Annotated in this window: 13 protein-coding genes; 8 read left to right on the top strand and 5 right to left on the bottom strand. The window is 68.2% G+C overall.

Going from position 1 to position 11,123, the window contains the following annotated elements:
- Nucleotides 1-137: 137 nt before the first annotated feature.
- The gene (locus KBY93_RS13020; RefSeq protein WP_255094857.1) at nt 138-1,085 is read right to left on the bottom strand and encodes a PIN domain-containing protein; all 948 of its coding nucleotides are present in this window, start codon (nt 1,083-1,085) and stop codon (nt 138-140) included.
- 375 nt (nt 1,086-1,460) lie between these two features.
- The gene (locus KBY93_RS13015) at nt 1,461-2,858 is read right to left on the bottom strand and encodes a YbaY family lipoprotein (RefSeq protein WP_255094856.1); all 1,398 of its coding nucleotides are present in this window, start codon (nt 2,856-2,858) and stop codon (nt 1,461-1,463) included.
- A 171-nt stretch (nt 2,859-3,029) separates the two neighbouring features.
- Between KBY93_RS13015 and KBY93_RS13010 the strand changes: the two genes are divergently transcribed.
- The 5 genes from KBY93_RS13010 (at nt 3,030) to KBY93_RS12990 (ending at nt 6,371) form a co-directional block, all read left to right on the top strand.
- Nucleotides 3,030-4,163 (top strand): acyltransferase, encoded by a 1,134-nt coding sequence (locus KBY93_RS13010; RefSeq protein WP_255094855.1) that lies wholly within the window; start codon nt 3,030-3,032, stop codon nt 4,161-4,163.
- A gap of 127 nt (nt 4,164-4,290) precedes the next feature.
- Nucleotides 4,291-4,623 carry a divalent-cation tolerance protein CutA gene (cutA, locus tag KBY93_RS13005; RefSeq protein WP_255094854.1) on the top strand — a complete coding sequence of 111 codons (333 nt, stop codon included), beginning with the start codon at nt 4,291-4,293 and terminating at the stop codon, nt 4,621-4,623.
- 50 nt (nt 4,624-4,673) lie between these two features.
- The gene (locus KBY93_RS13000; protein ID WP_255094853.1) at nt 4,674-5,657 is read left to right on the top strand and encodes a class I SAM-dependent methyltransferase; all 984 of its coding nucleotides are present in this window, start codon (nt 4,674-4,676) and stop codon (nt 5,655-5,657) included.
- Complete coding sequence (locus KBY93_RS12995) at nt 5,654-5,893, top strand: MoaD/ThiS family protein (protein ID WP_255094852.1); 240 nt, start codon at nt 5,654-5,656, stop codon at nt 5,891-5,893. The genes KBY93_RS13000 and KBY93_RS12995 overlap by 4 nt, the downstream gene beginning before the upstream one ends.
- Nucleotides 5,894-5,897: 4 nt before the next feature.
- On the top strand, nt 5,898-6,371 hold the full coding sequence (locus KBY93_RS12990; protein WP_255094851.1) for a molybdenum cofactor biosynthesis protein MoaE: 474 nt from the start codon (nt 5,898-5,900) through the stop codon (nt 6,369-6,371).
- 42 nt (nt 6,372-6,413) lie between these two features.
- Here the strand turns inward: KBY93_RS12990 and glp are convergent, their stop codons facing one another.
- From glp to KBY93_RS12975, 3 genes are read right to left on the bottom strand one after another with little or no spacing between them, the layout of a single operon-like run.
- Entirely contained in the window at nt 6,414-7,679 is a 1,266-nt protein-coding gene (gene glp / locus KBY93_RS12985; RefSeq protein WP_255094850.1) for a gephyrin-like molybdotransferase Glp, read from the bottom strand.
- Nucleotides 7,680-7,692: 13 nt separating this feature from the next.
- Complete coding sequence (gene moaC, locus KBY93_RS12980; RefSeq protein ID WP_255094849.1) at nt 7,693-8,208, bottom strand: cyclic pyranopterin monophosphate synthase MoaC; 516 nt, start codon at nt 8,206-8,208, stop codon at nt 7,693-7,695.
- A gap of 40 nt (nt 8,209-8,248) precedes the next feature.
- Nucleotides 8,249-8,725, bottom strand: a complete 477-nt coding sequence (locus KBY93_RS12975) for a DM13 domain-containing protein (RefSeq protein WP_255094848.1) — start codon at nt 8,723-8,725, stop codon at nt 8,249-8,251.
- A gap of 87 nt (nt 8,726-8,812) precedes the next feature.
- Here KBY93_RS12975 and KBY93_RS12970 point away from each other — a divergent pair, with 87 nt between their 5' ends.
- Genes KBY93_RS12970 through KBY93_RS12960 form a run of 3 tightly spaced genes read left to right on the top strand, consistent with a single transcriptional unit; the run spans nt 8,813 to nt 11,108 of the window.
- Complete coding sequence (locus KBY93_RS12970; protein ID WP_255094847.1) at nt 8,813-9,829, top strand: DMT family transporter; 1,017 nt, start codon at nt 8,813-8,815, stop codon at nt 9,827-9,829.
- The gene (locus KBY93_RS12965; protein ID WP_255094846.1) at nt 9,826-10,392 is read left to right on the top strand and encodes a sigma-70 family RNA polymerase sigma factor; all 567 of its coding nucleotides are present in this window, start codon (nt 9,826-9,828) and stop codon (nt 10,390-10,392) included. Before KBY93_RS12970 ends, KBY93_RS12965 begins: the two co-directional genes overlap by 4 nt.
- The gene (locus KBY93_RS12960; protein WP_255094845.1) at nt 10,389-11,108 is read left to right on the top strand and encodes an anti-sigma factor domain-containing protein; all 720 of its coding nucleotides are present in this window, start codon (nt 10,389-10,391) and stop codon (nt 11,106-11,108) included. The genes KBY93_RS12965 and KBY93_RS12960 overlap by 4 nt, the downstream gene beginning before the upstream one ends.
- The last annotated feature ends 15 nt before the right edge of the window (nt 11,109-11,123 follow it).

Here is an 11,123-nt window from a genome sequence, read left to right as displayed (position 1 = left end):
GAATTCAGAAGGAAAGCTGAGATTCGGGCCGACGTATCTACCGTAAGCCACTGGTCAATAGCGAAAAGGGCTAGTCCAACCACCGGATAAGATCGTGGCTGCGCACGATCTATCCTTGTTCGTTATGTCGTGCGTCACTAGAAACGCCTGAACATCTCCTCGATCTTCCTTTGTTGTTCCATCATCTTGCCGATCGCACCGCCTGACGTCATTTCTTCGAACTTCTTCTGTTGCTCCATCATCTTGGCGATAGCGCCGCCTGACGTCAATTCTTCGAACTTCTTGTGTTGCGCTAGCAATTTGGCAATAGCGCCCCCGGACATGAGTTCTTCGAGAACATCGTCATTTAGCCGCACTCGAGCAACGACAGCTTCGCTTCGTTCGACCTCTGCTTCAGTGGCCACCGATTGTTCAACATCATTCAGAACTCGTCCGATTACGGCGCCGAACATCATTCCGTTGTTTTCGACGAGTGACTGCAAGTCTGGCGCAAGCCGCTCTTTGAAGAACACGTCGTCTTCACCGCGTTTTTCGTCGGAAAAGTCCTTGGTATTATGGGTCACAAACACCGCGCAGTCGGGCTTCTGGTCGTTGACCCACTCAACGACGGCGAGGAATATCAATGCATCGGCCATGCTGTTACGCATGCGGAACGGCGCCTTTTTCTCCAACGCGTGTTTGATGGCCAATGTTCTCGCTTGGTCAGATACCGGTACACGGGTCGTGGCATCTGAATTGAGTATTGTCTCTATAGCGTCGATCCGATGAGCGGCGATCCTCCGTCCCATTGATTTCGGATCAGCAGATGCGATCCGCGAAGACGCATCGGTAGATTCGATTTCGTCCATGAAAGACATGAATCTTATGGCAAATCGCCGGGAATCGACAACCTCTTTAGCGATTTGCGTCTCGATCTTGTTCTTGCATCCGTCCCATTCAGTCCGAATGAGTTCCGGGATGACAATCCTGGCCTTGCCTTCGTCGATCAGTCGGGCAAGTTTCGCCACGAGTGAGAACTCGGATACGGCCAGATCAAACCAGACGCAGGTATCAAGAAACAGGTGGTGCAAGGCTTTTCCGATCAACGATTAGGATAAATGTTCTTACGACATAACAGTATTTCGGCGGGTCCGGTATCCACATCTGATGGGGATCTGCAGCCGCATAAGAAGCCATCAAGCCCATGCGCTTATCCCTGAAACTTATTCCAGCATATGGCTTTTGCAAAGATCGGCTCCTGGCAGCGGGGAAGATGGGCGGGTCCAGGAACCAGATGTTCATTCAGCTACAGAAGGTCGACGGGTCTCCACACACCACAGCGCCAACGATTCAGCACAAACGGGTCATCAACGAGGGCCTCATGTCGTTGGGCTCCAACAGCTCCTGGATCGTGTCACTCCCCTTCTCTCGCTTCAGAGGCGAATGGCTCAGAGAGTGACGGAACCGCAGACCAGATCTGGCTACTCGCCCGCCTGGAACAGCAGCAGCGTCTTGCCGCTGGCGTCCTGGAGCAGCAGGCTGCGCTTGTCGATGTTCCAGCGGCGCACCAGAGCCAGGGCTTCGCTGTAGCGCCGCTCGAGGGCCATCACTTCCGGGCCGCAGGCCATCCGGGTGCTGGCCAGCTGGGAGAACCGGATCGTTTCGCCCTCGAGACTGAACCCGCCCATCAAGCGGTTACAGCCACTGCTACCAGCCAGGCGCAGGGTCTCGGCAGACAGCTGCAGCTCGATCGCCCGGCCGGGGGGCTGCGGAGGGACGACCGTCTCCCCAGCGAGAGCCAGCAGCGTCCAGGTGGTGCCCCGCAAGGGGGCAACAAGCTGCCGGCGGGATTGCCCGCGGCCCGACCTCTTCTGAGCCCTGGCGGGCTTGGGGCAACCCTGTCCGGGGGTGATGGTCCCGAATTGTTCCACCACCATGGTGCGGCGCGGCGGCTGCCCCTCCTCCATCGACGGCCGCTGGGTGATCAGCCCCTGCAGCCCCACCAGCAGAGGCTGGCCGGGCTTGTCGGCCGGACGGGCCTGGAGATAGGCGCGTTGCAGGGCCAGGAAGTCGCCTTCCATCGCCACCGGCAGCCGCTGGCCGGTGGCGCACAGCCGGATGCTGGCCGCATCGGCCATGTAGGTGAACATCCCCGTGACCTGCAGGCGTGGGTCGATCGGCGCTGCCTGGGGCAGCCGCTTCAGCCGATCGTTCTGGGCGGAGCTGATCGGCGCGCCCTCCAGGTCGAGCTTGCGCAGCACCGCACCACCATCGAGCGGCTGCAGAAAGACGGGCGCCTCGCGGCCGCCCCGCAGCACCAGCCGCCCGGTGCCGGGCTCCAGGCGCCAGCGGCCGATGTCATCGAACGCATTGGGTTGGGGCCGGTTCAGAAAGGTCTGCCGCAGCTGGTAGGTGCCATCGGCGGCCAGATCCACATGCCAGCGGATCGCGCCGCCCGCACCGGGGATGTCGCCTTGCCAGCTGGCCGGCAGCGCACCGAAGGCAGCCGGGGGAGAGGTCCGCGGGGCCGCGGGGCCACTGCCCACCTTCTTCAGACGCAGCTCCACCGGTTGGTTCCTGCCATCGAGCACCGGCGTGATCGTGTCGGTGGTGAACAGCAGCCGCCCCTGGTGCCGCACGGTGGCCCGCACCGTGTAGCGGCCGCGTGGTGTCACGTCGCTGTCTTTATACGGAATCGAGAAGCGAAACGGGGGCTGGCCGGCTGGTTCGATCCGCTGGCGGCCGATCACCGTGGCGGGAGCATCGGCACGCGCGACATCCTCGATCACCACCTCGAACACCGCATCGGGCGGCAGAGCGATCCGCTCGCGGAAAGTGGCAGTGCCACTGACCGTGCCAGCCATCGCGGGGGCCGTCATCACCATGCTGCTGGCCATCAAGCTGCTCGCCACAGCGACAGGCCAGCCCCACAGACGAAACGAAATCGAGATCGGCACGATCGACGGTGCGTGGTTTTGGGGTGGACGGTACAGGCCGGCTGAGCCCCCCTTCAGAATGGTCCTCTGCGCCAAGCCCATCGGAGCGAGGAATTGGGCCGGATCCGGCCGATCGACGATCTGCGCAGTGCCGTGATCGTGCTGGTGGTGGCCCACCATGCCGCCCTGGCCTACATCCGCCACGCCCACCACGACCCGGCGCACTACATCAGATCCACCGCCCCGGTGGTGGACCCCGACCGCTGGTGGCCTCTGGATGTGCTGGTGAGCTGGAACGACCAGTTCTTCATGGCTCTGCTGTTCCTGCTGTCCGGGCTGTTCGTGCTGCCGGCGCTCCGGCGCAAGGGCGTCCGGCGCTTCCTGCTGGAGCGTGGCCAGCGGCTGGGACTGCCCTTCCTGGTGGCCGCTGGGCTGCTGAGCCCCCTGGCGTTCTATCCCTCCTGGCTGATGGGCGGTCAGAAGGACGGCTTGCCCTTCTGGCAGCGCTACTACGGCATTGATGGCTGGTCGCCGGGGCCCGCCTGGTTCCTTTGGCTCCTGCTGGCCTTCAGCCTGGGGGTCGCCCTGGCCTATGCCCTGGCCCCCGCCAGGTTGCGCCGCTGGAGCTGGCAGCCGCGCTCATCGGGACGGCTGATGGCGGTCTGCCTGGCAGCCAGCTGGATCGCCAGCGGCGCGATGGCACGGGTCGTGGGTGCCAACCACTGGTTCACCCTGGTGGGTCCGATGTCGGCCCAGACCTCGCGCCTGCTGCTCTACGCCGCCTGGTTCCTGCTGGGCGTGGCGCTGGGGGCGGGCAACCTGGAAGAGGCGCTCTCGCTGACCCTGCTGCGGCCCTGGCGCCATTGGGCGGTGGTGGGCGCCCTCGCCTATCTGCTCACCGTGGTGCTCCAGGCCCAACCGGCCGGCCTGGCCGCTCAACCACCCTTCAGCCTGCGCCTGGCCCTTGCGTTCAGCAGTGCCGCCTGCGCCACGTTCACGATCCTGGCGGCCCTGGGCTTCGCCCGCCGCCATCTCGGCACCCCCAGCCGGCTGGCCGAGAGCCTGCGGCAGAACTCCTACGGCATCTTCCTGCTGCATTACCCACTGGTCACCTGGAGCCAGTTCGTCCTGCTGGGCGCCCCGCTGCCCGCCGCGCTCAAGTTCCTGGTCAGCTTTGGTGTGGCCCTGAGCGGGAGCTGGCTGCTCACGATCCTGCTGCGCCGCACCCCGGTCGGACGGGTGATCTGATCTGCTGCGCCTGGCGGGGTTTGATCAGCCCTTCAGCCATCGGCTTCTGCCAGGCGGTTGACACCATCACCCATCTCTGCGTGATGGTGAGCTTCATCCGTTCCAGGCGACAGCCAGCCGATCCGCCATGACCACCCCCGAGTCGTCGCTGCTGGCCGTGCTCACCACGGTGGCGAACCGCGACGACGCCAGACGGTTGGCCAGGCAGATGGTGCGTGCGGGCCTGGCGGCCTGCGCCCAGCTGGAGCCGATCGAGAGCATCTACGTCTGGAAGGGGGAGCTGGTGGAGGAGCCGGAGATCCGGATCACCTTCAAGACCACCCAGCAACACCGGCAGGCGCTGATGGAGCGGCTTCGTGAGGTTCACCCCTACGAGATCCCCGCGATCATGGCCACGCCACTGCAGGACCCCGATCCCGCCTACCGGCGCTGGGTGATCGAGCAAACGCTCCCCGACTGATCCGCCAGGGGCGTCAGGATGGCAGCCACGCCGCCGATCCCAGCCTGCCGATGAACACCAGCGCCATCCCCACCGGCCCGGTGATCGGCTCGCCGCCACCGCCCCCCTGGGTGGATGCGCGCACGCCCCTGGGGCGGCTGATCGCCGCGGTGCTGGCGGTGGAGCCCGTGCGTCAGCTGCTGTTCCTGCAGGCCCGGCGGATGATGATCCGCACCGCCGAAACCCGGGGCATCCCCTGGAGGCGGCGGCGCGAGCAGTTGCGCCAGCAGGCGGAGCCCCTGCTGGTGGCGTCCACCAACCCGGCCACCGTGATCCCCCCCTACTACCGCGCCCGATTTCACGCCTACGAGGAGGGCAACCTCTGCTGGCAGGCCGCCTGCGAAACCGAGCAGGCCACCGATTCGGTGGCCCTGCGGGTGTGGAAGGAGGAAAAGCAACTCACCCCCGAGGCCGCCCAGCAGCGCATGCGCGACGGCATCTATGCCGCGATTGAACCCAGCCTCAACGGCCCGGTGCGCGATGTGCTCGACATCGGCTGCTCCGTGGGGGTGGGCACCCTGGCGCTCACCGACTGGCTCGAGCAGCACGGCCACAGCGATGTGCACGTGAGTGGCCTCGATCTCTCCCCCCAGATGCTGGCGGTGGCGCGGGTGCGCGACGCCAGCGGCCGCATCAAGGCCTGGCACCACGGCGCCGCCGAAGCCACGGGCCTGCAGGCGGCGAGCTTCGATCTGATCACCGCCCAGTTCCTCTGCCACGAACTGCCGGGCGATGCCACCCGGGCGGTGCTGAGAGAAGCGGCGCGGTTGCTGCGTCCCCAGGGCGTGCTGGCCCTGGTGGACCAGGACCCGGAGGCGGAGGTGATCCGCGCCATGCCGCCGGCCCTGGCCACCCTGCTCAAGGCCACCGAGCCCTATCTCGAAGACTATTTCCGTCTGGATCTGCCCGCCGCCCTGGCCGAGGCGGGGTTCACGGCCATCCGCCGGGTGGCCTCCGACCACCGGCACCGGGTGCTGGTGGCCGTCCGTCCGTGATCACGGTGCGCCTGTTCGCCTCGCTGCGGGAGCAGGCGGGCTGGGGCGAGCGAAGCCTGGCGATCACGCCGGATTCTCCGTCGCCCACACCGGCGAACCTCTGGCCGCAGCTGGGTCTGGGCGCGGCCATCCCGCCCCAGGTGCGGGTGGCGGTGAACCAGGCATTCTCCGCACTCGATCAGCCGCTCCAGAGCGGCGATGAGGTGGCCTTCCTGCCGCCGATCAGTGGGGGCTGAGCCGATGGCACATCCATCGGCAGAGGAACGCCCGCTGCAGCTCAGGCTCCATCCCGCCCGCTTCGACCCGCTCTCGTCCCTGGCGGACTGGCAGCGGAATCTCACGGCCGGCGGCGCCGAAGCACCGGCCGCGGAAGCCCATTTCATCGGTCGGGTGCGCGGCCGCACCGCCCATGGCGCACCGATCGAGGCGCTGGAGCTGGAGCACTACCCCGGCATGACCGAAGCCCAGATCGAGCGGATCGCCGCCGCCATCAGCCGCCGTCATGGCCTGCTGGCGGCGCGGGTGGATCACAGGGTGGGCCGGGTGCTGCCGGGGGAGACGATCGTGCTGGTGGCCGTGGCCGCCGACCGGCGCGGTCCGGCCCAGCGGGGCGGTCAGGAGCTGCTCGAAGCCCTCAAGCACGAGGCCCCCTTCTGGAAGCGGGAGTGGTGCGGCGGTGTGGGCACCTGGGTGGAGGGCAACACGGCGTTCTGAGCGCAGCGGCATGCAGGAGCGTGTTCAACGCAGCGACAGCCTTCAGAAGATGGGCAGGCGCAGCAGCTGGGCCCACAGCTCCGTGCCGGCCGCAAGCGTGCCCAGCTCCGCCGGAATCTCCAGCAGCAGGTCTGCACCCTGCAGCGAACCGATGCGGGAGGAGGCCTGGCTGCCACCCACCAGCGCCAGCAGCTCGCCATCGGGTCCCACCTGCAGACGGGCGCGGGCCAGCTCGGGGCGGCCTGAGCCTCGCTTCAGATCAGCGGCCAGGCGCACCTTCAGGCGCGGCAGCGGCTGCACCGGCGCTCCCTCCAGGAGCTGCAGCGCCGGCAGCAGCAGCTGCAGGGCGGTGATCGCCGCCGCCACCGGATTGCCCGGCAGGCCAAAAAAAGGCGTGCCAGCGCCCCCATCGCCCAGCCGCCCGAAGGCGAACGGCCGACCGGGCTTGAGGAACAGCTTCCAGAACGCCACCGATCCCAGCTCCGCCAGCAGCGGCCGGATCCAGTCGCTGTCACCCGCCGACACCCCGCCGGTGCTCACCACCAGATCGCAGCCGGCCGCCAGCTCCAGCAGGGCAGCGCGCAGGGCGGCGGGCTGATCGGCCACCACCCGACGCTCGGCCACCGCCAGCCCCAGCCGCTCCAGCAGCGCCACCAGCAGCGTGCCGTTGCTCTCCCAGATCTGCCCCGGCCCGCGGGCACTGCCCGCCGGCACCAGTTCATCGCCCGTGATCAGCAGCCCCACACGGGGGCGCCGCCGCACCACCAGCTCCGCCACGCCGCAACTGGCCAGCCGGCCCAGATCGGCAGGGCCGAGACGCACTCCGGCGCCCAGCAGCTCCTGGCCGGCGGCGGCCTCCTCATCAGCGGCGCGGATCCAGGGGTTGGGCCCCACCTCGCGCATCAGGCTCAGCCGCTCACCGTCAGCGGCCACCAGCTCCTGGGGCAGCACCCGGGTGGCCCCTTCCGGCAGGGGAGCACCGGTGAGGATGCGGATGGCTTCGCCCTCCGCCAGAGTCCGGGGGTAGGGGGCCCCTGGCGCCGAGCGACCCACCAAAGGCCACGAGTGTCCCACCTGCGGGACACTCGCCGCCGCCAGGGCATAGCCATCCATGATCGAGGCGCGGAAGCCGGGCACCGCCTCGGTGGCCAGCACCGGCTCGGCACTCACCCGGCCCAGGGCCTGCTGCAGCGGCAGCCGCTCGCTGCCGGCCAGAGGCATGAGGGCGGCCAGCACCTGGCGGCGGGCCTCCTCCAGGGGCAGACCCTCGCGGGGGTAGGGCTCAGGCGATGCAGCGCTGGTGCTCATCGGGGCTCACGGCTCAGGAGGGCACGGCGGCGGGATGGTGCCAGGCGCCGTGGCGTCCCCCCGTCTTCTCCAGCAGCCGCACCGGGCCGATGGTCATGGCCGGATCGGCGGATTTCACCATGTCGTAGAGGGTGAGCAGACCCACAGCCGCAGCGGTGAGTGCCTCCATCTCCACCCCCGTGGGGCCGGTGGTGCGGGCGGACGCTTCGAGGCGCAGGCCGCGGCCATCGGCGCTGGGCTCGATCCGCACCTCCAGGCCGGTGAGACCGATCGGGTGACAGAGGGGAATCAGCTCCCAGGTGCGCTTGGCCGCCTGGATCGCCGCCACCCGCGCCACCGCCAGCACATCCCCCTTGGGGGCCCGGCCTTCGAGCACCAGCGCCAGCACCGACGCCTCCATGGTCAGGAAGCCCTCGGCCACGGCGCGGCGGTCTGTGGCGGGGCGATCACCCACCTCCACCATGTGCACCTCACCGCTGGCGTTGAGGTGGCTGAGCCGGGCCGGGGCTGAATCCATGCCGGCGATCATGGCGCCGTCTGGAGCCGGCGGCTGGGGAGAGAGCCAAAGCTCACTTCTTCATCATTCCGTCCTTTGGCATGGCGGAGCCTCCCAGGGGCGCCCAGGCCATGGTGGCGTTGAACTTCTCGCACCAGATCAGCACCGACTTCTGCTGAGCCAGATCGATCGAGGCGGGGATCACGTAGGTCTGACCACCCTTGCTGGATTTCAGCGGCGCCAGCACCGTGTAGCTGCCGGGCTTGAGAGCGAATTTGGGCGGCTTGCTCATCGCCAGCGGAGTGGCCGAGGGGCTGAAGGCCAGCTTCAGGTCGGGAGCGCTGTCGCTGGTTTTGAAGTCACGGCTGAGCATGAGCAACCGTTTGCCGCCCTCCTGCTTGATCACGAAACTGCCGCTCACCGGCGCTTCGGCTTTGATGAAGCTGCCTTGGTGCTGCTTCATCTCGGCAGCCTGGGCCGCCAGCATGGTGGCGGCGCTGAGGCCCAGCACAGCAACGCCGCGGGTGACGGAGATGGGAAGGAACGACATGGCGGGGAACGGAGTCAGGGGTTGGCTGTGAGGGTGTGGATCACGGGGACCACCGGCCGAGGGGCCGCCCCTACTGCACAGGTACCGATGACAGGTCCGAACGGATTGGGGGCCGGGCCTGCCGATCGACGCTGGATGCTTCCCCTGGCGCTCTATGTGCTGCTGCGGGGGCTTGACGCCACCGTGCTCAAGGGCCTGCAGAGCCAGGGCGCCAATCATCTGGTCAACGGCGAGAACCCGATCAGCTTCTGCAACGTGTTCTTCGTCGCCGAGCTGGTGGTGGGCCTGGCGGCGCTGCTGCCCGGGCGCACCACGCTGGGGCGTGATCTGTCCCGGCTGCGGCCGACCGACCGGCGCCTGCTCGGCCTCGATGCGGTACTGGGGCTGTTCATCGCCCCGATCGCTTACTACATGGCTCTGCAGTCGCTCTCGGTGATCAGCCAGACACTTCTGTTCGCCCTGGTGCTGCCCGCCTCGGCCCTGCTGGCGTGGACGCTGCTGCGCGAACGCCTGCCCAACGGCTTCTGGGTCAGCCTGACGCTGATCGTCGCCGGCCTGCTGCTCGCCCAGCTGGGGACGATCCTGGTCCATACACCCATGGATCAGTTGGCGGGGGTGAGCTGGGCACTGCTGGGGGTCGCTGCCTACAGCGGCTCCGCCGTGAGCGGCCGCCGGATCGCCAGCCGCGGCTTACCTCTGGCGGTGACCGTCGGCGTGCCCTCCACCGCCATGGCCCTGGTGTTCGGCCTGCTGGCCTTGGTGCTGTTCGGCCCGCAGCACTTCCAGCTGCTGCAGCTGTGGTGGGTGGTGGGGGTGATCCTCATCTACGCCCTGTGCCTGTCGCTGGGCAGTGAACTGAGCCTGCGGCAGGCCTACCGGCACTTCGATGTGGCCACCGTGTCGTTGTGGGGCTCGCTCTCGATCCCGGTGGCCGCCGTCAGCGCCGCCCTGCTGCTGGGGGAACCGATCGGCTGGGCCGGCGGTGCCGGCCTGCTGCTGTTGATGACGGGCGCCAGCTGGAGCCGCTGGTCCAGCCCAATCCGATACGGCGCGTCGCCGGTACATCCACCATGCCGTTCCGATCCGCCCGCGCCGTGCCCGTGAGCCGCTCCGAACCGGGGGCCACCGCCACACCGCCTCTGCCAGCCGGCAGTGGGCAGCCCCAGCATCTGGCGGCCCTTTACGACAGCTGCGGCGCCCCGGTCTACCGGCTGGCGCTGCGCCTCTGCCGCTCGCCGCAGGAAGCCGAAGACCTCTGCCACGACGTGTTCGTGCGCTACTGGCAGCAGGGCCGCTACGACCCGAAGCGGGGTCCGGTGCTGGCTTACCTGCTGCTGATGACCCGCTCGATGGCGTTCAACCGCATCCAGCAACGCCAGAACCGCTGGCAACTGGTGCAACGCTGGTCGTCCCAGCTGTTCCCGGCCGCGGTGCGCAACCCCCAGGAATGCGCCGAAGCCGACGACCTTGCCCTGCGGGTGCGATCCGCCCTGGCCACGATCCCCGCCAACCAGCGGCAGGTGCTGGAGATGGCCTATTACGAAGGACTGAGCCAGTCGGCGATCGCCGAGCGCCTGCAATTGCCCCTCGGCACCGTCAAGACCCGCGCCCGGCAGGGCCTGATCCGCCTGCGCACGTTGCTGATCGATTACCACTCCCAGCCATGAGCAGCGACCACCCCCCCAGCTTCCGCGACGGCTCCGGCCAGGCGCTCGATGTGGATGCCCTGCTGGCCGGCCACGCCCTCGGCGACCTCGACGAGCTGGAGCGCGCGCAACTGGCCGAGCTCCTGCGCCAGCAGCCCGCCCTGCGCCAGCGGCTCGATGAATTCAGCACCACCCTGGAACTGCTGCCCCTGGCCCTTCCCGCCCACACCGTCCCGCCGGCCTCGCTGCGTCAACGGCTGCTGGCCGGCCCCGCCGCCCCGCGCCTTCCCGGCCTGATCGCCGCCGCCCTCGGCCTCGGTCTGCTGGTGATGGGAGTGCAGCTGCATCGCACCCAGGCGCAACTGGCCCAGCTGCAGCGGCAACTGGCCAGCGGCACTCCGTTCAGCACCACCAGCCGGCGGCTGCCGCTGCGAGCGATGGCGGAGGAAGGGGCCGCCAGCGGCGAGGTGATCGTCACCGGGAACCCCACCCACAACATGCTGATGGTGGAGGGTCTGCCGCCACCACCAGCGGCTCACACCTACCGGCTCTGGGCCACCGTGAATGGCCGGCTGGTGGGCTGCGTGCCCTTCGTTCCCGATGACAAGGGGCATGTGGCGATGCCCATCCCCACCTCTCCCACCAGCCAGGCCAGCAGCGTGGCCGTCAGCATCGAACCGCTTGGCGGCCTCGGCGCCAAGCCGGAGGGCCGTCAGGTGCTCGGCGGCACGATCTGAACCAACACCTCAGCC

This window comes from Synechococcus sp. J7-Johnson (assembly GCF_024345795.1).
Classification (GTDB): Bacteria; Cyanobacteriota; Cyanobacteriia; order PCC-6307; family Cyanobiaceae; genus Regnicoccus_A.
This window is presented reverse-complemented; position numbering and strand designations above follow the sequence as displayed.